The sequence below is a fragment of the Olsenella uli genome (assembly GCF_901212655.1).
Taxonomy (GTDB): Bacteria; Actinomycetota; Coriobacteriia; order Coriobacteriales; family Atopobiaceae; genus Parolsenella; species Parolsenella uli_A.
The window spans coordinates 61137-82504 of the sequence record NZ_CAAKON010000002.1 but is presented as its reverse complement, the minus strand read 5'-3'; the positions used below and the strand labels follow the sequence as shown (position 1 = coordinate 82504).

Sequence of the window (21368 nt, the reverse complement as noted above, 5' to 3'; positions counted from 1 at the left end):
AGACCATATGGCAAAGACCCGCGTACATGACCTTGCCAAGGAGTTCGGCATGACGAGCAAGGAAATGCTCGCCCACCTCGCCGACATGAAGATTCCGGCTAAGACGTCCTCGAGCGCCCTCGAGGACGTCTACGTGAACCTTGTCCGCAAGAAGATGGCTCCCATCCTCGAGGCTCGTGCCGCAGAGATCGAGGCCGCCAAGAAGGCCGAGGAGGAGGCCAAGGCAAAGGCCGAAGCCGAGGCTAAGGCCAAGGCCGAGGAGGAACGCATCGCCGCCGAGAAGCGCCGCGAGGCCGAGCGCGCCAAGGAGGCCGCCGAGCGCGCCGCCCAGGAGGCCGCGCGCAAGAAGGCCGAGGAGGAGCGCGCCGAGGCCGAGCGCAAGCGCAAGGAGGAAGAGGAGCGTAACCGTGTCCGCGACAACGCTCCGAAGTCCATCCCGTCCATGACGAGTCTGCTGGACCAGATCGCCCAGCAGGAGGTCATCCTCAAGAAGCAGCGCGAGGAGGCCGCGAAGAAGGCCGCCGAGAAGCCGGAGAAGTCCGAGCGCGGCTCCGGCCGCGGCGAGCGCTCCGGCCGCGGCCGTCGCTCCGGCGCCCCCGCTCCGCAGCAGCAGGACCGTGCCGCCGCCAACGCGCCGGCGAGCCCCGAGAAGGCCGCCAAGGCCGGTCGCGGCAAGCAGCACAAGGGCCACCGCGAGGAGGAGGGCGAGGACCGCTACTCCCGCATGGCGAAGGCCGCCGAGGAGTACAACCGCGAGCGCGTGCTCGAGGAGGCCCGCGCGAGCGTCGAGGAGGCCAATCGCGAGTCCACCGGCCGCCGCAAGAAGCGCAAGGAGCGCCGCCAGAAGCAGGCCGAGCAGGCCGCCAAGGAGCAGGCGATCGAGGAGGCCATCGCCAACGACCAGAACGTCGCCGAGATCGGCATGGTGAAGGTCCCCACGGGTTCCACCGTCGCCGAGCTCGCCGAGCTGCTGGGCGTCCCCGCCTCCGATATCGTCAAGCGCCTCTTCCTGCTGGGTAGCCCGCTCACCCTCACCCAGAGCATGTCCGACGAACTTATCGAGCTTGTGGCCGATGACCTGGGCCGTGAGGTTAAGGTCATGAGCAAGGAGGAGGAGAACTCCTTCACGTTCTACGACGACCCGAAGGACCTCCTTCCGCGCCCGCCCGTGGTCACCGTCATGGGCCACGTCGACCACGGCAAGACCTCCCTGCTCGACGCCATTCGCCACACGGGCGTTGCCGAGGGCGAGGCCGGCGGCATCACGCAGGCCATCGGCGCCTCTCAGGTCAAGATCAACGGTCGCACCATCACCTTCATCGACACCCCTGGCCACGAGACCTTCACGGCCATGCGTGCCCGCGGTGCCAAGGTGACCGACATCGTCATCCTAATCGTGGCGGCCGATGACGGCGTCATGCCGCAGACGATCGAGTCCATCAACCACGCGAACGCCGCCGGCGTGCCCATCATCGTGGCCGTGAACAAGATCGACAAGCCGGGTGCCAACCCGGACAAGGTGCGCCAGGAGCTCACCGAGTACGGCATCGTCCCAGAGGAGTGGGGCGGACAGAACATGTTCGTCAACATCTCCGCAAAGAAGAAGATCGGCATCGACGACCTGCTCGAGACCGTTCTCCTCCAGGCCGACGTCCTCGAGCTGAAGGCCAATCCCAACACCTTCGCATCCGGCAACGTCCTCGAGGCCAAGCTCGACCGCGGCCGTGGCTCCGTGGCCACGGTGCTCGTCACGCGCGGCACCCTGCGCATCGGCGACACCCTCGTGGCCGGTCTCGCCTATGGCCGCGTGCGCGCCATGCTCGACCCGAAGGGTCACCCCGTGAAGGAGGCCAAGCCCTCCGACCCGGTCGAGATTCTGGGCCTGCAGAGCGTGCCTGCCGCCGGCGACGAGTTCCGCGTCTTCACCGACGAGCGCGAGGCTCGCTCCCTCGCCGAGCAGCGCTCCCTCAAGGCGCGCATCGAGGAGCAGAACCGCGTCAAGCACGTCACCCTCGAGACCCTCTTCTCCACGATGGAGGATGCTGAGGTCAAGGAGCTCAACCTCGTCATCAAGGCCGACGTCCAGGGATCGATCGAGGCCCTTCAGGACTCGCTGGACAAGATGGACCAGTCCGAGGTGCGCATCAACACGATTCACTCCGCGGTTGGCGCCATCACCGAGACCGACGTCACCCTGGCCGACGCCTCTAATGCCATCATCATCGGCTTTGGTGTGCGTCCGGATGCCAAGGCCAAGAACGCCGCCGAGCGCGAGGGCGTGGAGATTCGCTGCTACAGCGTCATCTACAAGGCCATCGAGGACATCGACGCCGCCCGCATCGGTATGCTCAAGCCCACGGAGAAGGAGGTTGCCACCGGCAACGCCGAGGTCCGCGACACCTTCAAGGTGCCCAAGGTCGGCATCGCCGCAGGCTGCATGGTCACCGAGGGCGAGATTGGCCGCGACGACTCCGTGCGCCTCGTTCGTGACGGCATCGTGGTGTTCGAGGGCAAGATCGCGTCCCTGCGTCGCTACAAGGACGATGTCAAGAGCATCAAGGCCGGCTTCGAGTGCGGCATTGGCCTCGAGAACTTCCAGGACGTCAAGCCTGGCGACGTCATCGAGGGGTACAAGATCGTCGAGGTCGCCCGCACCGAGTAGCGTGTGAGGCGCTCCCTCCACGTGTAACGCATCCAATGGCGGCCCTTCGGGGCCGCCTGTCTTAGGTAGGAAGCCATGAAGCAGACATCTGCGTCCCGTCGATCTGGAGAGATTGCCCGCGAAAAGCTCGCCAGCATCCTGCTGTTCGAGATTTCCGATCCCGACCTTGACCTCGTGACCCTGACGGCGTGTGAGGTCTCCGTCGACCGCTCCTTCGTTCGCGCCTATGTCACCTGCGAGCCTGAGCGCTACGAGTCCGTCATGGCCGCGCTGGGCCGTGCCAAGGGCCGCATTCGTTCTCTGCTCGGTCATGCGCTCGGCTGGCGCGTGACACCTGAGCTCGCCTTCGTCATCGACACCTCAACGGACGAGGCCGAGCGCATCGCCCGAGCCCTCGAGGTCGTGCCGCCCACGATGGGCGTCGAGAAGGACGAGTTCGGCTATCCCATCGCCGATGGGGCCGACGCCTCCTCGTCAGGTGAGGGCGAGGCTGCCGATGAGGCCGAGAGCGAGGCTGAGAAATAGCGATGAACGCCGGAGACGAGAAGGTCTTTGCCGAGCAGCGCGAGGCTTTTGGGCGCATCAGCGCCCTCATTGACGAGGCCCGCACGATTGCCATCTGTGCCCATACGGACCCTGATGGCGATGCCCTTGGCAGCGGCCTTGCCCTTGCGCAGGTCATCAGGCAGCGGTGGCCGCAGAAGCAGGTCACCAATCTCCTGGCCGACGACGACCCGGTGCCCCGCCTGTATCGCTTCATGCCGGGGGCCAACGAGTTCGTGCGCTCGTCGGAGTATGAGGGCAGCCCCGACCTGTTCATCAGCGTCGACCTTCCCATCATTCAGCGGCTCAACAACGGCAAGGACGTGCTCGAGCGCGCTGCCAAGGTCGTCGTCATCGACCATCACCCCTCGAGCGCTCCCTTCGGTGACGTCTCGCTCGTGCGCCCGGACGCTGCCGCCACGGGCGTCATCATTGCCGAGCTGGCGCTCTATCTCGGCGTTGAGATTACGCCCGACATCGCCAACTGCCTCTTCTGTGCCATCGTCACCGATACCGGCAGGTTCCAGTATCAGAACGCGGACTCCGAGGCCTTTGAGTGCGCGAGCATGCTGGTGGATGCCGGTGCGTCTCCCTCGCTCATCTCCCTCAACGTGTACCAGAGCTTCAGGCTCGCGTACCTGCACCTCGAGAGCGTAGTCATGGGCCGCATCGTGACCTTCGACAGGGGCCGCATTTCGTATTCGTATGCCACGCGGGCCGACCTCGAGCGGACGGGAGCCTTGCCCGACGAGTGCGACGGCCTCATCGACGTCGTTCGCAGTGTCGAGGGGTCCGAGGTGGCGCTGTTCCTAAAGGAGCTTCCGGATGGCCGCGTGCGCGGCAACCTTCGTTCCAAGGGCGCGTGGGACATCTCGAGCGTTGCGCGTGCGATGGGTGGCGGCGGCCACAAGGCTGCGGCTGGGTTCACCGTCGAGGTTGGCATCGACGCCGCGCTCGCTAAGGCGCTCCCGCAGCTTCAGGCGGTGCTCGATGCCCCGGAGGACCCGAGCTCCGAGGCGGTGGGCTAGATGAAGCGCGGACAGAGCGGTATCGACGCCCTGCTCGCCATCGACAAGCCGGTTGGCATGACCTCCCATGACGTCGTCTCCCGCGTGCGCCGTGCGCTGGGGGAGCGCAGGGTTGGTCATGCGGGCACGCTTGATCCGGCCGCCTCTGGCGTCCTCGTGGTTGGCGTGGGCCAGGGAACGCGCCTCATGGGACTGCTCACGGCCGAGCGCAAGGGCTATGTGGGGCTCGTCGCCTTTGGGTCCGAGACCGATACGGACGACGCCGAGGGCCGCGTGACGAAGGAGGCCCAGGCGCCGGAGTTTGCCCGCGAGCATTCCCGCGCGGCCGAGGCCGTCGGCGCCCTTGTGGGCTCCTATGACCAGGTTCCACCCTCGTACTCCGCCATCTCCGTGGGTGGCGTGCGGTCCTATGCGCGCGCTCGCGCGGGCGAGGAATTCGAGCTTCCGGCGCGCCCTGTGACGGTGCACGGCGCCACGCTCCTGGCCATCCAGGACATTGAGGGGGCGCCTGCGTGGGTGTGCTCGTTTGACGTCTCGAAGGGTTGCTATATCAGGGCCATCGCGCGTGACCTTGGGCGCTCTCTTGGCAGCGCCGCCCACTTGGCGGACCTGAGGCGCACCTCGTCGGGCAACGTATCGCTTGGCGACTGCGTGAGCTTGGACGAGCTCGAGCGCGAGGGACGGGCGCTTGCCCTTGGGCGCTGCCTTGACCCGGTGAGGGCGCTGGGCCTTGGCGTGCGGAGGCTCGACGCCAAGGAGCTCACCGACGTTTCTTGCGGCAAGCGCATCGCCCTCGGCGCGGTCGAGGGTGGCGAGCCTGGGGACGGCGAGCGCGTCTGCATCGTCTCTGGCGAAAGGCTGTACGGGGTGTGGGAGCGACGAGGCCAGCAGCTTGTGTGCTCGACGAATTTTCCAGGTGGCGTAATGGGGGTGCGTGCATGACGGACATGGCGGCTGGTTGCGCCCCGTTGGGGCCGGCTCGCGATGGCGCCATAGATGCTGACGAGCTTCGTGGGCTTCTCGCGAGTGAGCCCGCGCTGCTGCATGCCCTCCCTGCACCCGAGACCCTTGCCCACGGGTGCAGGCTGTATCGTCTTTGCAATGCGGCCGCACCGGCTGGGTCGGTATGCGCACTCGGTGCGTTCGATGGCGTGCACTTGGGGCACCGCGCCCTCGTCTCCTCCTGCATAGCCGAGGCGCGCGAACTTGGGGCCGCTGCCGTTGCCGTGACGTTCGACCCGGATCCCGCTGACGTCCTCGTGGGTCCCGAGCACGGCTCCGCCCTTCTGCCGGTCTCTGACCGAATCCGCCTGCTTGCCTCGCTTGGCCTTGACGCGGTCCTTGTCGTGCCCTTTACGCGGCAGACGGCCGCAACCACCCATGATGCGTTTCTTCGCGAGTGGCTCGTGCCGCTCGTTGGGGCGATCTCCCTCCATGTTGGCGAGGATTTTCGCATGGGCGCCGGTGGCGCCGGCACCGTCTTCGCGCTTCGCGAGGTTGCCTCCGGGCTTGGCGTGCGGATTCATGGTCACGAGCTCGTCCGCCTCGGCGGAGAGCCCGTGAGCGCCACCCGCATTCGCGCCCTCGTGCGCGCGGGTAATGTTGCCGATACCGCACGGCTGCTCGGCCGCTATCACTGCGTGAGCGGCGTCGTTGTGCATGGCAGGGGAGAGGGAACCTCCTTTGGCTTCCCCACGGCGAATGTCTCCTGCTCCAAGCTCTCGTGCCTTCCGGCCGAGGGCGTCTATGCGGGTATCGCCTGCGTGGAGGGGCGCCTATGGCCCACGGCCGTAAACGTTGGCTCCCCCAGAACCTTTGGCGGCGAGGAGGGTCAGGCCTTCCTCGAGCCTACCCTGCTCGGCTTTTCCGGAGACATTTACGGGCGCGAGCTCACGGTCTGCTTCGTTGAGTGGCTCCGTGAGCCCCGGCGCTTCGCCTCGCTCGAAGAGCTTGAGCGCACGGTGCTCGGCAACGTCGAGTGGGTGCGTCGCTACGTGGGAGGCTCCGAGATAGGTTACTCGCGCCTACCGGGTGAGGCGGGGGAGCGTGGCGCTCTGTGATTACCGACGAGGACAAGGAGCGGGTCCGTCAGGCCACCGACATCGTGCAGCTCGTCTCGGAGACCGTGGTCCTTCGGCCTCGCGGCGGCAACGATTTCTGGGGCTGTTGTCCATTCCATCAGGAAAAGAGCCCGTCGTTTCACGTGACCCCCTCGACGGGGCTTTGGCACTGCTTTGGCTGTGGCGCCGGAGGTGACGTCTTCGACTACGTCATGAAGCGCGAGGGCCTCGACTTCCTCGATGCCGTGAGGTATCTCGCGGACCGCGCCCACATCGACATCGACGACGCACCCGCCGCCCCCGGGCAGAGGCGCGGCCCCAAGCGCACGCGCCTGTTGGATGCACTGGCCGCCGCCCAAGACGCCTATGCGCTCCGGCTCATGCGCGGGCGCGGCGAGGGGCCCGATGCCGCTCGTCACTACCTCGCCGGTCGAGGCCTCAATTCCAAGGTTTGCGCAAAGTGGCACCTCGGCTATGCCGATGGCAACGCGCCGGTGGCCTGCTCCCTCGAGCAGGCGGGGTTCTCGCGCGACGAGCTCATTTCGGCCGACCTGGCGAATGCTCGCAACGGCAGGCTTCGCGACCAGTTCTTCAATCGCGTCATGTTTCCCATTCATGACGAGCAGGGGCGCTGCATCGGCTTTGGCGGTCGCGTCATGGGGGATGCGAAGCCAAAGTACCTCAACACGCGCGAGACAAGCGTGTTCCACAAGTCGAAGCATATGTTTGCTTTCGATTACGCCAAGGACTCGATTGCCGCCAAGGGTGTGGCCATCGTCAATGAGGGCTACATGGACGTCATCGCCATGCACGAGGCCGGCTTCACCAATACGGTTGCCGCTCTTGGAACGGCCCTCTCGCTTGACCACGTGAAGACGCTGTCGCGCTTTGCCAAGCGCATCATCTGCATGTTCGACGGCGATGCCGCTGGCCAGCATGCGGCGGAGGCCGCCGTTCGCTACATCGAGAGCACGAAGGCCTCGCTCGAGTGCGTCGTGCTGCCCGACAACCAAGACCCCGATGAGTTCCTCAAGGCCCACGGGGCTGAGGCCATGCAGGCCCAGCTCGATGGCGCGCGCCCCCTTCTTGACTTCGTGCTCGACAAGAAGCTCTCGACGCTTGACCTCTCGAGCCCAGGCCTCAGGCTTGCGGCGCTCGACGAGCTCGCCAAGCTGCTCGCTCCCTTTAAGGACTCGTACCTGCTCGACGGTTATGCGCAGCGTCTGTGCGTGCCATTGGGCATGTCGCTCGAAGCCGTGCGCGAGAAGATTCGGGCTACGCCCATCGAGGACCTGGAGCGCGCGGCGACAGGTTCCAGATTCACGGGTAACCGCGTCTCTTCCGGGGGTCCTTCGCATGCCGGTGGATTTGTGCGGGGCGGCTTTGGGAGAGCGGGTGACAGCGGCCGTGGTTTTGCGGGCTCGGGCAGCTCCGGCACCGCTCGGCCCATGGACGCCGGGGACGACGAGCCGCCCTACTATGGGGATGAGGGCATCGACGAGGTTCCCTATGACTACGATGATGTGCCGATAGACGTCCCCGGGCAGGACTTCTCGCCTGCGGCTTCTGCATCCTCTACCGGGGCCGATGTGCCGCTCTCTGCCCTCTCGAGCGAGGAACGCACCCAGCTCACTGCAGAGCGCAACCTGCTCACCATGCTCTCCGAGAAGCCCGACCTCTTTCGGCCTTATGCCGAGCGAATCGGGAGCTTCGTGTGGGCAGATGCCCGACACGAGGCCATCGCGTGGGCGATTCTCGCCACGCCCCAAGGTACGACGCCGGCAGAGGCTGTCCAGGCCGCCACGAGAGCCTGCCCGGATGCGCCTCGAATCCTCTCGTCGGGCGGCTTTGCCTTTACGAGTGCCTGGAGCGACGAGAAGAACGTCGAGTTCGTCGTGAACGAGGCCGAGATCCGCTCGCTTGACCGCCGTGTGAGCCTCCTAGCGGCGAAGATCTCTGCTGTCGGGTCTGGTGCGGACTCCCTCGAGTCCCTCAAGGAGCTGAGCGAGCTGAGGCATCGCCGTTCTGAGCTGCGTGCGGCCCAGCCGCTTGAATAGCTGGATTTCTGCTGCATTCCGTTAGATATTATGGGAAAAGCGGGTAATATAGCAACATCTGTGCATCGGCGCTACGTCGAGAGGAACTACGTGGCAAGCAAGAATACTGCAAAGAACGATTCGAAGCTGTCCCCTGAGCTCGAGGGCGCGCTTGGCCAGCTGGTCGAGTCTGCCAAGTCCATGGGAAGCGTCAGCGAGGACGACATCCAGGTTGCCCTGCGCGAGATTGATGTTGACGACGATGAGCTCGAGGATCTCTACGGTGCTCTCCGTGACAAGGGCGTAGACGTCGTGTCCTCGGAAGACGGGGCCGGTGGCGACGACACCGACGATGACGATTCCGATAACGGGGATGCCTCGAGCGAGATTTCCTCCCTTGCCGACGACGATGATCCCGACTCCATGCCCGTGGAGAAGATTCCCGCTATTCCCGCGGCCCCGAAGCGCTCCAAGAAGGGTTCGAGCCTGAAGGCTCGCCGTCGTCAGGATGCCGCGACTGTCATGCTCACGGGTGACCCCGTTCGCATGTATCTCAAGGAGATCGGCAAGGTTGACCTTCTGACTGCCGCTGAGGAGGTCCACCTCGCCATGAAGATCGAGGCGGGCACCGAGGCAGCCGAGAAGCTCGAGGCCCACGAGAATGGCGAGCTCGAGCTCTCACGCGTGCAGCTTCGTCGTCTCACGCGTGTTGAGCAGGTGGGCCTCGAGGCCAAGCAAGCGCTGATTAGCGCTAACCTCCGCCTCGTCGTCTCCATCGCCAAGCGCTATGTGGGTCGCGGCATGCTCTTCCTGGACCTTATTCAGGAGGGCAACCTCGGTCTCATTCGTGCCGTCGAGAAGTTTGATTACACCAAGGGCTTCAAGTTCTCCACCTATGCCACCTGGTGGATTCGTCAGGCCATCACGCGCGCCATCGCCGACCAGGCCCGCACCATCCGCATCCCTGTGCACATGGTGGAGACCATCAACAAGCTCGTGCGCGTTCAGCGTCAGCTGCTCCAGGACCTCGGTCGCGACCCGACCCCGGAGGAGATTGGCGAGGAGATGGGCATGAGTGCGGAGCGCGTGCGCGAGATTCAGAAGATCTCGCAGGAGCCCGTGTCTCTCGAGACGCCGATTGGCGAGGAGGAGGACTCCCAGCTGGGCGACTTTATCGAGGACGCCCAGGCCGTAGCGCCTCCCGAGGCGGCGAGCGACTCCATGCTCCGCGAGCAACTTGATCAGGTGCTCGACGGTCTTGCCGATCGCGAGCGTAAGGTTATCAAGCTGCGCTTTGGCCTCGAGGACGGTCATCCGCGCACGCTCGAGGAAGTTGGCCGGGAGTTTGGCGTCACACGCGAGCGCATTCGCCAGATTGAGTCCAAGACGTTGGCAAAGCTCCGTCATCCGAGCCGCTCCGGCAAGCTCAAGGACTACATGGACGACTAGCGTTTTTCATAAAGGCGCAGGTAGATGGCTTTTACTACACTGAATTCGTGTAAGTACTGCTTACGATAAGCTCTTGATTGTCACTTGTGCAAGCTTGTCTCATGAACCGTCGCAGAATCTCTCTGCGGCGGTTTTTATTTGGCTCGATTCTCTGTTTCACTGCTGAGGGCAACGAAGCGCCATCTGTCGAGTCCCATTGTTTCTCTGTAATCGTGGCGGAAATAGGTGGCTCGCGCGTACGCCATTGCTGGCGCATCCGTACCATTCGCGTCCCATGTGCGATCGAAGATGTCGTCGCTGCCTCCTTGGATGTGGATGCGTGAGCCGTCCGAGGTCACGCGCGTCCACGGCCTTGATCATTCACCATCGTTGATGATCTCGGGGGCGGAGGGGTCCGCGCTGGCGGTGAATCCCCCCGTATACCAGGAGTCCCACACGGGCGTCTCTGTCGAATGGCGCATAGCGTCCCGTGCGGCCCCGATGGTGAATTCGTCGCCGTTGATGCGTGTGATCTGCGCGATCTCGTAGTGGACGTCCAGCCCGTCTTTCCGCATGGCGGTGATGAACGCTGATGCGAATGTGGCGAATCGCTCACGGTCCGTCACGGTTTCCGGGGAGATGTAGAGCTCTATGCTGCCAACAAAATACGAGGCGAGATCATCGACGGCGGCGGACGGCGTCAACCGCCATTGGGTCTCGTTCTTCGGACCGGTGGGGTCGCTGATCCGGTAGACGCAGTCGAGATCGGGATGCGCCGCAAGGAACCGGTCGATCCGTTCCGTAAGATGACCGTTGTAGTCGTCCCGGCGCAGCGCCGTGAAATACGTGTCCGCGACATATGGACAGAGATCGTTCCCGTCGGCACCATTGCCTTCCACATAATCCACTTCGAACACGTCGCCTTGCAACGGCCCCGATGCGGGCGTCACATTGATCCACCATGTCGGGTCAAGTAGTTCCGGACGGTGAAATCCTCCTGATGCGCGGAATTCCACGCCATACCGTTCCGACATCTGGTCAAGCAGCGTCTCCGCCAGCGTGACCAGACGGAAGAGTTGCGAATCGGGCCAACCGTCCTTCATACCGGCGACGTTCGCGTCCCGCTCCTGTCGATCGTTCAGCAGCGCCTTTGCTATCGAGATCTGCCTCGCTGTGGGTGTGACATCTATGTCGTATCTTTTCTTCGCGTATGGTGGCCAGTCCGAAAACGTCTCATTTCCGGTACCGCTGGCGCTCGCCTCGTTCGCATCCGCATCGGCGTGATGCGTGAGCCATACGGGAGGAGGGCATCCGGTGAGCCCCGCAGCGATGGCGACGAGTGCCGCCAATGCCGCGGCGCATGCCGCCAGCCGTCGTCTACCCGCCCAACTCATCGATCTTCCCCGCCCCCTCGGCATCCGACCGTTGGAACCGTTGCGACGATTCTACAGCGATAGGCATCGAACGATTCGGCAGGTCGGCGGGCGCTATCATGTTTTTCTCAGCAAGTAATCGCCATGGATATCGCTTATATGCGCTCCCGCTACGTATATGCACCGTAGCGCGGATCGGACGGCAACGGGAACCGCGGATCGCATTGATTCAGCCACGAGACGGGCCCGCATACGGATTCGGCAGCTCAAACCGCAACTGCTCGTAATACACGCGATACGCCTTGAACAGTTCAAGCTCCAACGTCGCAGGCACGCCGCCAATGGCGTAACAGAAATCATCGTTCGCATCCGGCAGTTGTTTCCAATACGGGGAGTTCACCCACACATGCAGATACCCGTTCCATACGATCCAACCCGGCTTCAAGCGGAACGAGTTCATCAACCGCATCATCGCCTGTGACGGATTGCCATTGTAGGGCGGCATGAACGGTGGGTCGTCGGTATGGCCAAGCGAGCATGTGGAAAGCGATGTGAGGCCGGTGTCTTCGGTGATGGAGAACGGGGAGCGAAGAACGCTGACGTCCATACGCCTGCTGCTGTTCCCCTTGTCGCCGATCTGTCTGGGGAATGGCCGCACCGGAGCGCAATACCAACAAGACACGGTGCTTGCCGAATGATTGTTGAACGCATAACTGGACGCGCATGCCACGATCCAATAGTCACGTCATGCATAGGTCGTCGGACGCGATGCCTTTTCGAACTATCCGATGGGATTCGTCAACGTACTGCCATCGTCCGGAAGCGTCGGATGATCACGCCCCGACGCGCACGTGAACAGCAATGCAATCGGTAGGTCGAATGCCTCGTGTTTGGCATCGAAATGATCGATGCTTGCATCCCAGCCGCGGTTCCTCCAATGCATCCTACTCCAGCCCGGACGGTTCGCCCGCATATATGCCAGATAGCCCATCGCACGACCTCCGGTTCCATAGACTAAACTCTGTGTAGCTACAGGATTGGACATGCGTCCTCGTCATGCCAAAGCTGGCATGACAGGGCCAAAAGATAACCCCGCCATCGCTGACGGGGTGAAAAAACTGGCTCCTCGGGTAGGGCTCGAACCTACAACAGCTCGGTTAACAGCCGAGTGCTCTACCATTGAGCTACCGAGGAATGAAAACCCCGTCTAAGACAGGGGGAAAATCTGGCTCCTCGGGTAGGGCTCGAACCTACAACAGCTCGGTTAACAGCCGAGTGCTCTACCATTGAGCTACCGAGGAATTTGTCAAAACTGCGTTCCTTCGCTCGCAGCGCGAAAGCTAGTATACAGAAGCTGTGTGAGCGTGCAAGTAGAAATTTGAAAATAATTGCTGTGATAGACTGATTCTCCGTGACCGTACTGCAGACAACAACTTGGAGTCGCCCGTGTCCACCACAGAGTCAGCGTTTGCGCCAACTCAGCGCGCCAAGGATTTTTTCATTCTCAAGCAGCTCGTGACGAAGGACTTTAAGCTCAAGTACCGTCGCAGCGTGCTTGGCGTTGTGTGGAGCGTCCTCAATCCGCTTCTCATGATGATCGTCATGTCGTTCGTCTTCTCGTTCTTCCTGCGCTACGACAGCATCCAGCACTACCCGCTGTACCTCATCGTGGGCAACGTCACGTGGGGCGTCTTCAGCGAGTCCACGAGCGCGGGTCTTACGGCCATTCTGGGTGCGGCGCCCCTGCTCAAGAAGGTCAAGGTCAACAAGTTCGTTTTCCCGGCGGAGCGCGTGCTGTTCGCTCTCGTGAACTTCGCGTTCTCGCTTATTGCCGTCGTGATCGTCATGTTGTGGGAAGGCGTCATGCCCACGCCGTACCTGTTGCTTCTTCCAGTGTGCCTGCTGCTTCTCACGGTGTTCTGCTTTGGCGTGAGCCTGCTGCTCTCGTCTCTCACGGTCTTCTTCCGTGACGTCATTCACCTGTGGAGCGTGCTTCTGCTTGCGTGGAACTACGCGACGCCCATCTTCTGGCCCATCTCTATGATCCAGCAGGTGCCGTACCACTTCGTTCGCATGCTCATGTGGGCGAACCCCCTTTTCAACTACGTGCAGTTCATGCGTTCGATCTTCATCGATGCTGCCCTGCCGAGCACGCTTGTGCTTGAGCTCTGTGTGTTTTGGGCCGTCATCGCCCTTGTCATCGGCGTCTTCGCGTTCCGCAAGACCGAGCACAATTTCATTCTGTATATCTAGGCTATCGACTACGCGTGCGCGGCGCCGTTCGGCATGGACGGAGCGACGTGCGGAGCGGACATATACGACGCGATAGACATGGCGGCCGATTGTCTCCGCATCCACGTTCTTGATTGTCTGGCCAAGGGCAAGGAGTCCCCAGGGGCGCACTTGGTAACAGCCGTCTCATGGCAAGCTTCGTCCGAGGATCATTTAGGCCCCGCAGCATTTGAGCTGTGGGGCTTTTCCTGTTTGCGCCCCCATCAAAAACCGTGGCACTCCTGGGCTCTGACAGGAACCGGGTTTTGCTGCTAAACGTAGTCCGTGCACACGCACGACGATGACCCGCCCACCCATGGCACCACGGCCACGGGATGGCGGATATCTTGCTAATCGCCGCATAGACCGGCCGGGGACTACGAGCCACAGAACTGCTGTTGGGTATCGCTGGCGGGGCAGCAGCGCAACAAGCCCAAGGAGACGGCATGCGCGAGGCAATGAGGCGCCTGGAACCGTCCCGCGTGCTCCTTTACGGCAAGAAGATAGGCTTCGACTTCGGCGGCTGCGAGGTCGTGGAGTACAAGGCGGGTGGATTCCATGGGCGGTAGGGAAGCAAGCAGCGAGATGGGCCGGGTGGCATTGTCCGTGTTGCGTGGCCGGTCGATAGAGCTTGAGAACGAGCGGCACACGTCGAGCTGCAACATGTGGAAGTTCAACATCCTCGAGGCGCGGGCCGACGGCACCAAGGTCGTGCTGTCCTACGCCACGCCTACGGCCTACGAGCACCCGAACCGCAACACCACCGTGGCGAAGTACAAACTCAAGTCCGGCATATACACCGGCCAGAACGGGAACCGCACGGCAAAGACGCACAATCTCGACCTCTCGAAGGCAACCGAGTTGACCGGCCAGACCTACAGCGCGGGACCATTGCTGAAGGAAGCCGGACTCAAGTGGGACTCCGCCGGGAAGAAGCGGGTGAGGCGCTAATGGGCGGTCGCGGCGCGTCGAGCGGGACCAGCCATTATGTGAACCGAAAGACCGGAACAGTCACCAAGCGTCTCTATGGTTCGCAGTACCGCACGCTCTTGCAGTCGGGAAACATTATTTTCGTCAGGAAGAGCGATGGAGCGGTGGAGCCATTGATAGAGACCATAACCAGAGGGCGCGTCTATGTGAGGGTGGACGGAAACGGCTCACTCCGGGGGGTCGTCTATTTCGATAGTAATAACAAGCGGACGAAGCAGATTGACCTCGTCCACCAACATAAGGGTGTCTCGCCTCACACTCATCACGGCTACGAGCACAACGAGAACGACTCGGCGAAGTGGTTTGCGAGACCCACTTCCGCAGAGACGAAGATGGTTGAAAGGGTGCGCTCCATCTGGGAGAATCGGTATAAGCGATAGTGGTGCAGTTAGTGAGCACGCCTTAGATGAGGAAGCCCCCGTTGAAATCGGGGCTACCGCTTAATCACGATGGCAGATGATGGTGTCAGCCTGGGAGCACGCCTTGTCTGAGGAGGAGCCGGTTCAAATCCGGCGATTCTGCCTTATCAGGCCCCGTTAGGGGCCTTTTTCATGCCGCGAGGAGGTGGGCGCATGCCCCTGACTAAGCCACCCGGGATAGCCCGCGACGCCTTCAAGTCGGCCAAGTGGGATGAGCTGACGCAGGGCCGTAACTTCACCACGTCCGACATGCCAGTGCTGGCGCTCCTCGTGCAGTGGTACGCGGTGGTGCAGCGTTGCATAGATGACATGGGCGACGCGGGCGGGCAGGTCGCGTACCAGAACGACATGGGTGACCTCAAGGCGCTGCCGCAGATAGGCATCATGAAGCAGGCGAGCGCCGAGATTCGGCAGCTCAACAAGCAGCTCGGCATCAACGACGAGGCAGGCCGAGGGCCGCCGCTGGCGGCAAGGCCGAGCTCCTCACCTTCGTGACGGGCGAATTCGTGGAGGAACTAGGTCCCCTCCCGACTTTGATTAGCTCGTCGAACGCGAGAATTATGCCCGCGGCATAGAGAACCGCGAAGCCGCCTGATGAAGCGAAGCACTTGCGTCTCACTTGCCGCGTCACTCGTCAAGGCGCGGCTGGGCATCTAACCCGGCACAAGCAGGCGCGAACCATCCAAGCCGCCCCCGAGCGGCTTTTTTCATGTCGAAACTGGCCCCGCATGGGGCCTCTTTCATATCTGTACAACGTCCCGCGAGGACGAACGGCGGACCGGGCGGATCGCACGGCCAGAGGAAGGAGAAGCCGCCGTGGCGGAGGAGAACGGCAGGGCCGAGACCAGCGAGCAGGAGGGCATCGACACCCAGCGGGCGACCGAGCCCGACTACAAGGCCCTCTACGAGCAAGCCAAGTCCCACTCTCGCGAGCGGGAGCGCAAGGCCAAGGCCTTCAAGGCCGCCACCACAGACGCGCCCTGGATTGAGGTCAAGGAGTAACGACACGGCACAATGTGAGCTAGCCTACTATCGGCGGCACGCCCAATGACGAACTCCCTGCCTCGCGCGGGGAGGGGAAATTTGCATTTATGCATAAGGCGTGCGACGTGACCCAAGCGTGACCCTAATTCAGTAAAATAGAGATTCCTAATACCGTTGCATTCCGAATAGGTGCAGGAAAATGACGTTGGTTCCGCTTCGCTCCGCTTCCCGCTCCTTTCTGTATAACTAGGCCAAAGGACGCATACCATGACCGACACCCAAATGAAGGCTGCCGATAAGGCCGAGGCGACTATGGCAGATGACACGAGCTCGAAGACATCCGTCTCTGCCGAGGGCAAGCAGGGTAAGAAGGACTCAAAGAAGTCCAAGAAAGACGAAGCCAAGCACATCCTCGGGCGCATTGACGCCCCCGACGCGGACGCTCCCGTCGTCATTGACGTCGATGACGTCTCGATGATCTTTAACATCGCCTCTGAGCAGCTCAACTCGCTCAAGGAGTACTTTATCCACATTGCGCGCCACGACCTGTTCTTCAAGGAGTTCCGCGCGCTCGACCACGTGAGCTTCCAGGTTCGTCGCGGTGAGGCGTTTGGCCTTGTGGGCACCAATGGCTCCGGCAAGTCCACGATGCTCAAGATCATCGCCGGCGTGCTCGAGGCCTCTGAGGGAACGTGCACCGTGAGGGGCACCATCGCGCCGCTCATTGAGCTGGGCGCTGGCTTTGACATGGAGCTCACCGCCATCGAGAACATCTACCTCAACGGTGCGCTGCTCGGCTACACCAAGGAGTTCATTGACGAGAACTTCGACCGCATCATCGACTTCGCCGAGATTCGCGATTTCATGGAGATGCCGCTCAAGAACTACTCCAGCGGCATGGTGGCCCGCATCGCCTTTGCCATTGCCACTATCACTGAGCCCGACATCCTCATCGTTGACGAGACGCTCTCCGTGGGCGACTTCCTCTTCCAGCAGAAGTGCGAGCGCCGCATCAAGGAGCTCGTGGATTCCAACAACGTCACGGTGCTTCTCGTGAGCCACGAGATCAGCCTCGTTGAGCGCATCTGCAACCGCGTTTGCTGGATCGAGAAGGGCAAGGAGAAGATGGTTGGCCCCACCGACGAAGTGTGCGAGGCCTATAAGCACTATCACAGGTAGGACGGGTAGGGGCGAGATGACGGTTTTTGACGAGACGGGGGAGAGTCGCGGCGTGGTTTCCAATATCGATGTGACGGTCGTGGTTCCGTGCTACAACACCGAGAAGTTCCTCGACCAGGCCCTGTCCTCCATCGAGCAAAACGACCGCTGCTCGCTTGAGGTCATCGTCGTGAACGACGGCTCCACCGACGACTCGCTTGCCATCATGCGGTCGCACGAGGCCACCGACGATCGCATTCGCGTGATCGACAAGCCCAACGGGGGTTACGGCTCTGCCGTGAACAGGGGCTTTTCCGAGGCGCGCGGCACCTACCTCGCCATCCTCGAGCCGGACGACTGGGCCGAGCCCCATATGTATGACGATCTCATCGACTACGCGCGAACCTTCTCGCTGACCCTCGGTGATGATGCCCCCGATATCGTCAAGAGCCCGTACTGGCGCATCTGGATGCCGACGACTCCCCAGGAGCGGCGCTATCAGTGCTCCTACAAGGGTCGTATTGCCGTTGGTGTGCCCCAGCCCTTCACGCTTTCGCAGGAGCCCAGGCTCGTCCAGCATCATCCCTCCATCTGGAGTGCCTTGTACCGTAGGGCATTCATCGAGGGTAGGGGCATCCGCATGAAGGAGGTTCCGGGCGCTGGCTGGGTCGACAACCCCTTCCTGTTCGAGACCATGTGCCAGGCCGAGCGCATCGTCTATCTCGATCGGCCGTACTACTGCTATCGCGAGGACCTTCCCGGGTCGAGTTCCGTCAAGCGCGTGGCGTCGCTCTCCTTTGAGCGTTGGGGCGACATGGCGGATGTCGTCGATCGCCTGGGCATTACGGACAAGGGAATCCTGCGGTCCCTCTACACGATTGGCTTTCGCTATATCGGCGGGTCTCTTGGCGAGAACGCCATGGAGGACCCCAAGCTCGTAGAGATGATTCGCGTGATGTGCAGGCGGATGGATCCAAGCATCGTGAGGGCGTGCGGCAACGTTTCGCCAAAGATGCGTGCCTTCGTGCTCGACATGGCGGGGCAACCCTCAGATCGCCTCTCGAAGGCCTCTTACTGCGATGCTCTGGTGCGTGAGTTCTTCTATAGCGTTCGCAACAATGGCCTTGGATTTGCACTCAGCCGTGTCGGCATCTTTTTGCGCCGTCATGCGGCCGAGCACGGCCTTGTTGACCCAACGTCTACGAGGTCGGCGTCCATCTAGGGACCCCTCGGTCTCGTTTTGCCGCGATCCCATGCCCTCGCCGGGGCGATGGGGCACTAGGGCACTGCATGCCGGGCGCTCCTTGTCGCTGTGTTCTAGGTGTCGGCCGCCTGGTGGCTTCGAGTGTTTCGGCCACCCAAGTCCCACTTTCCTCGCTCGTGGATTTTCGCGGCGCATGGTTGCCCGTGTCCGTGTACTATGTTTAAGGCCTTTAAATCGGCGCGGGACGCCGGCAAGGATCAAATACACCATCGGGCTTGTGCCCACAACGTAGAGGTCTCTTTCAGCGTCCCGCTGCCATCTGGCAGGGGGCGTTTTTTCATGGCGCCTCCGTCAGTTGTCCGTACGCACGCAGAGCCGAAGGGAGCCGTATGGAACAGCTTGGACCCAAGGCGGTCATTATGGACGAGGCGGCGATGGCACGAGCCCTCACCCGCATTGCCCACGAGGTCATCGAGAACAACGAGGGTGCCTCCAATCTTGCGCTCGTTGGCATCGTCCGTCGTGGCGTTGACGTAGCCGAGGAGCTTGCAGCCGAGATCGAGCACATTGAGGGAATCCGTCCTCCCGTGGGAAAGCTCGACATCAGCTTCTACCGCGATGACGTGACGCGCCGCGTTGCCCCTGTGCTCCACAAGACCGAGATTCCGTTTGACGTGGACGGCAAGGACATCGTCCTCGTTGATGATGTGCTCTTCTCTGGCCGCACGGTGCGCTCCGCACTCGATGCCCTCATGGACTTTGGACGTCCGGCCACGATCCAGCTTGCGGTCATGGTCGACCGCGGCCATCGCGAGCTTCCCATTCGTGCCGACTACGTTGGCAAGAACGTGCCGAGCTCCCACGAGGAGGATGTCCGCGTCTTCGTGAAGTCACTTGACGGTCGTGACTCCGTGGAGATCTGGGACATCGAGGCCGAGAAGCGCGCCATCGCCAACAAGGAGGTCAGTGCCTAAATGCTATCCGTTCGCCATCTCATCAACACCACCGACCTCACGGCCGATGACATCACTCAGATCCTCGATACGGCTCGCACCTTCGAGGAGGTCAATCAGCGCACCATCAAGAAGGTTCCGGCGCTCCGCGGTCGCACCATCGTGAACCTATTCCTCGAGGCCTCCACGCGCACGCGCTCGAGCTTCGAGATTGCCGAGAAGCGCCTTTCCGCCGACTCTCTGAATGTCCAGGGCTCCAGTTCCAGCGTTTCCAAGGGCGAATGCCTCGAGGACACCATCAAGACGCTTTCCTCCTACGGCATTGACATGTTCGTTTGCCGTGCCCGCAACGCCGGCACGCCGCACCTCATCACGCAATACACGGATGCCCACGTCATCAACGCCGGCGATGGCAAGCACGCGCACCCCACGCAGGCCCTGCTCGACCTCTACACGATGCGCGAGAAGTTTGGCCACCTCGACGGCCTCAAGGTTGCCATCGTGGGTGACCTGCTGCACAGCCGTGTCGTGGGCTCGCTGGCACCCGCTCTGCGCACTATGGGCGCCAAGGTCACGCTCGTAGGGCCTCCCACCTTCCAGCTGCCCGACCCTGAGGTCTTTGGCTGCGAGGAGACCTATGACTTCGACTCCGTCATCGAGGACGCGGACGTCGTCTACATGCTTCGTGTGCAGCTCGAGCGCATGGAGGGTGCCACGATTCCGTCTCGTCGCGAGTACAACCGCCTGTGGGGCCTCAGCGCCGGGCGCCATGCCCGCATGAAGGATGGCTCCATCGTCATGCACCCGGGCCCGATGAACCGCGGCATGGAGATCGACGCCATTCCGGCCGATGCCGACAACTCGTTCGTTACGACGCAGGTGGCCTCGGGCCTCTATGTCCGCATGGCTGCCATGTACCTGCTGCTTGGAGGAGAAGAGAATGCTGCTCATTAAGGGAGCTCACGTCGTCGACCCGCAGGTGGGCCTCGACGAGGTCACAGACGTTGCCATTAACGGGCCGCTCGTTGCTCAGGTTGCCGACTCCATCGAGCCGATGGAGGGCTGCGAGGTCATCGACGGCTCCGGCAAGTACCTCATCCCCGGCCTCGTTGATATCCACGTGCACTTCCGCGACCCGGGCTACGAGTACAAGGAGACCATCGCCACCGGCTCTCGCGCCGCTGCGGTGGGCGGCTTCACCGATGTCGCCCCCATGCCCAACACCGACCCCGTGGTCGACACGGGCGAGGGCGTGCGCTATCAGCTCGCCAAGGGCGAGGAGGCCGGTCTCGTCCACATTCGCCCAATCGGTGCGTGCACCAAGGGCGAGAAGGGCGAGCAGCTTGCCGAGATCGGCGACATGGTCCACGAGGGCGCCTGCCTCTTCTCCGACGACGGACACGGCGTCCAGAGCGCCGGCATGCTTCGCACCGTCATGGACTACGTGCGCCAGTTCGACAAGGTGGTTGCCTGCCACTGCGAGGTCTCTTCGCTCTCCAACCACGGGCAGGTCAATGAGGGCACGTGCTCCACGCGCCTGGGCCTCGCTGGCTGGCCGGCCGCGGGCGAGGAGGTCGAGATCGCTCGTGACATCGAGCTCTGCCGTCTGACGGGTTGCGCGCTGCACATCTGCCACATTTCCACGGCCCACGGTGCCGAGCTCGTGCGCCAGGCCAAGGCCGAGGGCCTGCCGGTGACGGCCGAGGTGTGCCCGCACCACCTGTTCCTCTGCGAGGACGACATTGATGACACCTACAACACCAACCTCAAGATGAACCCGCCCCTGCGCACGGCCGAGGACGCGGCGGCTCTCCGCGAGGCGCTCCTCGACGGCACGATCGACTGCGTCGTGACCGACCACGCGCCCCACGCCCAGCACGAGAAGGAGTGCGAGTTCGAGATCGCTCCGTTTGGCGTCGTGGGCCTGGAGACGAGCCTTCCGCTCTTGCTCACCAAGATGGTCGCCACCGGCGAGATGAGCTGGCAGCGTCTCGTCGAGTCCATGTGCGTAAACCCGCGCAAGGTGGCTCGCCTGGAGCCCGTCCGCGTGGAGGCTGGCTCCGTCGCTGACCTCACGCTCGTCGATCCGGCCGTCAAGTTCACGGTGACGCCCGAGCTCTTTGCTGGCAAGCAGCACAACTCCGCCTTCCTGGGCGCCGAGCTCGAAGGTCGCGCCACGGACACCTTCGTGGCCGGCAAGCACGTCCTCGCGGACTGCAAGCTTTCCTAGGCCCGTGACCTGCCGGCCGGGGAGCCGGC

Annotated in this window: 20 protein-coding genes and 2 tRNA genes; 18 read left to right on the top strand and 4 right to left on the bottom strand. The window is 62.7% G+C overall.

From position 1 onward, the window contains the following. The first annotated feature begins 7 nt into the window (after positions 1 to 7). The 7 genes from infB (at position 8) to rpoD (ending at position 9778) form a co-directional block, all read left to right on the top strand. Positions 8 to 2662, top strand: a complete 2655-nt coding sequence (gene infB, locus EFAMC2_RS00500) for a translation initiation factor IF-2 (protein ID WP_154025917.1) — start codon at positions 8 to 10, stop codon at positions 2660 to 2662. A 75-nt stretch (positions 2663 to 2737) separates the two neighbouring features. Next, positions 2738 to 3187: a 30S ribosome-binding factor RbfA gene (gene rbfA / locus EFAMC2_RS00495; protein ID WP_154025915.1), complete on the top strand. Its 450-nt coding sequence runs from the start codon at positions 2738 to 2740 to the stop codon at positions 3185 to 3187. A 2-nt stretch (positions 3188 to 3189) separates the two neighbouring features. Then, a complete protein-coding gene (locus EFAMC2_RS00490) occupies positions 3190 to 4233 on the top strand; it encodes a DHH family phosphoesterase (protein WP_154025913.1) in 1044 nt (347 codons plus the stop codon). Next, the gene (gene truB / locus EFAMC2_RS00485; RefSeq protein ID WP_154025911.1) at positions 4234 to 5175 is read left to right on the top strand and encodes a tRNA pseudouridine(55) synthase TruB; all 942 of its coding nucleotides are present in this window, start codon (positions 4234 to 4236) and stop codon (positions 5173 to 5175) included. It abuts the gene before it with no gap. Further along, positions 5172 to 6293 (top strand): riboflavin biosynthesis protein RibF, encoded by a 1122-nt coding sequence (ribF, locus tag EFAMC2_RS00480; RefSeq protein WP_154025909.1) that lies wholly within the window; start codon positions 5172 to 5174, stop codon positions 6291 to 6293. Before truB ends, ribF begins: the two co-directional genes overlap by 4 nt. Beyond that, the gene (gene dnaG, locus EFAMC2_RS00475) at positions 6290 to 8350 is read left to right on the top strand and encodes a DNA primase (protein WP_154025907.1); all 2061 of its coding nucleotides are present in this window, start codon (positions 6290 to 6292) and stop codon (positions 8348 to 8350) included. Before ribF ends, dnaG begins: the two co-directional genes overlap by 4 nt. Positions 8351 to 8440: 90 nt before the next feature. Next, positions 8441 to 9778, top strand: a complete 1338-nt coding sequence (rpoD, locus tag EFAMC2_RS00470; protein WP_261979949.1) for an RNA polymerase sigma factor RpoD — start codon at positions 8441 to 8443, stop codon at positions 9776 to 9778. Between the two features lie 356 nt (positions 9779 to 10134). On the opposite strand, the gene EFAMC2_RS00465 is transcribed toward rpoD, so the two are convergent. The 4 genes from EFAMC2_RS00465 to EFAMC2_RS00450 form a co-directional block, all read right to left on the bottom strand. Beyond that, positions 10135 to 11151, bottom strand: coding sequence for a hypothetical protein (locus EFAMC2_RS00465; protein ID WP_154025903.1), 1017 nt, complete (start codon positions 11149 to 11151; stop codon positions 10135 to 10137). Positions 11152 to 11359: 208 nt separating this feature from the next. Next, entirely contained in the window at positions 11360 to 11737 is a 378-nt protein-coding gene (locus EFAMC2_RS00460) for a hypothetical protein (RefSeq protein ID WP_154025901.1), read from the bottom strand. Between the two features lie 512 nt (positions 11738 to 12249). After that, a tRNA-Asn gene (locus EFAMC2_RS00455) sits at positions 12250 to 12324 on the bottom strand. Between the two features lie 32 nt (positions 12325 to 12356). Next, positions 12357 to 12431, bottom strand: a tRNA-Asn gene (locus tag EFAMC2_RS00450). A 145-nt stretch (positions 12432 to 12576) separates the two neighbouring features. Here EFAMC2_RS00450 and EFAMC2_RS00445 point away from each other — a divergent pair. From EFAMC2_RS00445 to EFAMC2_RS00400, 11 genes are all read left to right on the top strand, one after another. Further along, positions 12577 to 13383, top strand: a complete 807-nt coding sequence (locus EFAMC2_RS00445; RefSeq protein ID WP_154025899.1) for an ABC transporter permease — start codon at positions 12577 to 12579, stop codon at positions 13381 to 13383. Positions 13384 to 13847: 464 nt separating this feature from the next. Next, positions 13848 to 13970, top strand: a complete 123-nt coding sequence (locus EFAMC2_RS10210; protein ID WP_261979948.1) for a hypothetical protein — start codon at positions 13848 to 13850, stop codon at positions 13968 to 13970. Beyond that, the gene (locus EFAMC2_RS00440; protein ID WP_154025897.1) at positions 13960 to 14352 is read left to right on the top strand and encodes a hypothetical protein; all 393 of its coding nucleotides are present in this window, start codon (positions 13960 to 13962) and stop codon (positions 14350 to 14352) included. Before EFAMC2_RS10210 ends, EFAMC2_RS00440 begins: the two co-directional genes overlap by 11 nt. Before the next feature lie 38 nt (positions 14353 to 14390). Then, complete coding sequence (locus tag EFAMC2_RS00435; RefSeq protein ID WP_222838488.1) at positions 14391 to 14771, top strand: hypothetical protein; 381 nt, start codon at positions 14391 to 14393, stop codon at positions 14769 to 14771. Between the two features lie 192 nt (positions 14772 to 14963). Then, positions 14964 to 15305, top strand: coding sequence for a P27 family phage terminase small subunit (locus tag EFAMC2_RS00430; RefSeq protein ID WP_154025892.1), 342 nt, complete (start codon positions 14964 to 14966; stop codon positions 15303 to 15305). A gap of 321 nt (positions 15306 to 15626) precedes the next feature. Next, positions 15627 to 15812: a hypothetical protein gene (locus tag EFAMC2_RS00425; RefSeq protein ID WP_154025890.1), complete on the top strand. Its 186-nt coding sequence runs from the start codon at positions 15627 to 15629 to the stop codon at positions 15810 to 15812. A gap of 249 nt (positions 15813 to 16061) precedes the next feature. After that, entirely contained in the window at positions 16062 to 16973 is a 912-nt protein-coding gene (locus EFAMC2_RS00420) for an ABC transporter ATP-binding protein (protein WP_366936382.1), read from the top strand. 16 nt (positions 16974 to 16989) lie between these two features. After that, entirely contained in the window at positions 16990 to 18174 is a 1185-nt protein-coding gene (locus EFAMC2_RS00415; RefSeq protein WP_154025888.1) for a glycosyltransferase family 2 protein, read from the top strand. A gap of 371 nt (positions 18175 to 18545) precedes the next feature. After that, a complete protein-coding gene (pyrR, locus tag EFAMC2_RS00410; protein WP_154025886.1) occupies positions 18546 to 19130 on the top strand; it encodes a bifunctional pyr operon transcriptional regulator/uracil phosphoribosyltransferase PyrR in 585 nt (194 codons plus the stop codon). Beyond that, a complete protein-coding gene (locus tag EFAMC2_RS00405) occupies positions 19131 to 20063 on the top strand; it encodes an aspartate carbamoyltransferase catalytic subunit (protein ID WP_154025884.1) in 933 nt (310 codons plus the stop codon). After that, the gene (locus EFAMC2_RS00400) at positions 20050 to 21339 is read left to right on the top strand and encodes a dihydroorotase (protein WP_154025882.1); all 1290 of its coding nucleotides are present in this window, start codon (positions 20050 to 20052) and stop codon (positions 21337 to 21339) included. Before EFAMC2_RS00405 ends, EFAMC2_RS00400 begins: the two co-directional genes overlap by 14 nt. Positions 21340 to 21368 lie beyond the last annotated feature (29 nt).

Bases quoted from the DNA above. Each gene is read 5' to 3' on its own strand.
- infB (WP_154025917.1), top strand. From the start codon at position 8: ATGGCAAAGACCCGCGTACATGACCTTGCCAAGGAGTTCGGCATGACG.
- rbfA (WP_154025915.1), top strand. From the start codon at position 2,738: ATGAAGCAGACATCTGCGTCCCGTCGATCTGGAGAGATTGCCCGCGAA.
- EFAMC2_RS00490 (WP_154025913.1), top strand. From the start codon at position 3,190: ATGAACGCCGGAGACGAGAAGGTCTTTGCCGAGCAGCGCGAGGCTTTT.
- truB (WP_154025911.1), top strand. From the start codon at position 4,234: ATGAAGCGCGGACAGAGCGGTATCGACGCCCTGCTCGCCATCGACAAG.
- ribF (WP_154025909.1), top strand. From the start codon at position 5,172: ATGACGGACATGGCGGCTGGTTGCGCCCCGTTGGGGCCGGCTCGCGAT.
- EFAMC2_RS00465 (WP_154025903.1), bottom strand. From the start codon at position 11,151: ATGAGTTGGGCGGGTAGACGACGGCTGGCGGCATGCGCCGCGGCATTG.
- EFAMC2_RS00460 (WP_154025901.1), bottom strand. From the start codon at position 11,737: ATGGACGTCAGCGTTCTTCGCTCCCCGTTCTCCATCACCGAAGACACC.
- EFAMC2_RS10210 (WP_261979948.1), top strand. From the start codon at position 13,848: ATGCGCGAGGCAATGAGGCGCCTGGAACCGTCCCGCGTGCTCCTTTAC.
- EFAMC2_RS00440 (WP_154025897.1), top strand. From the start codon at position 13,960: ATGGGCGGTAGGGAAGCAAGCAGCGAGATGGGCCGGGTGGCATTGTCC.
- EFAMC2_RS00430 (WP_154025892.1), top strand. From the start codon at position 14,964: ATGCCCCTGACTAAGCCACCCGGGATAGCCCGCGACGCCTTCAAGTCG.
- EFAMC2_RS00420 (WP_366936382.1), top strand. From the start codon at position 16,062: ATGACCGACACCCAAATGAAGGCTGCCGATAAGGCCGAGGCGACTATG.
- EFAMC2_RS00415 (WP_154025888.1), top strand. From the start codon at position 16,990: ATGACGGTTTTTGACGAGACGGGGGAGAGTCGCGGCGTGGTTTCCAAT.
- pyrR (WP_154025886.1), top strand. From the start codon at position 18,546: ATGGAACAGCTTGGACCCAAGGCGGTCATTATGGACGAGGCGGCGATG.
- EFAMC2_RS00405 (WP_154025884.1), top strand. From the start codon at position 19,131: ATGCTATCCGTTCGCCATCTCATCAACACCACCGACCTCACGGCCGAT.
- EFAMC2_RS00400 (WP_154025882.1), top strand. From the start codon at position 20,050: ATGCTGCTCATTAAGGGAGCTCACGTCGTCGACCCGCAGGTGGGCCTC.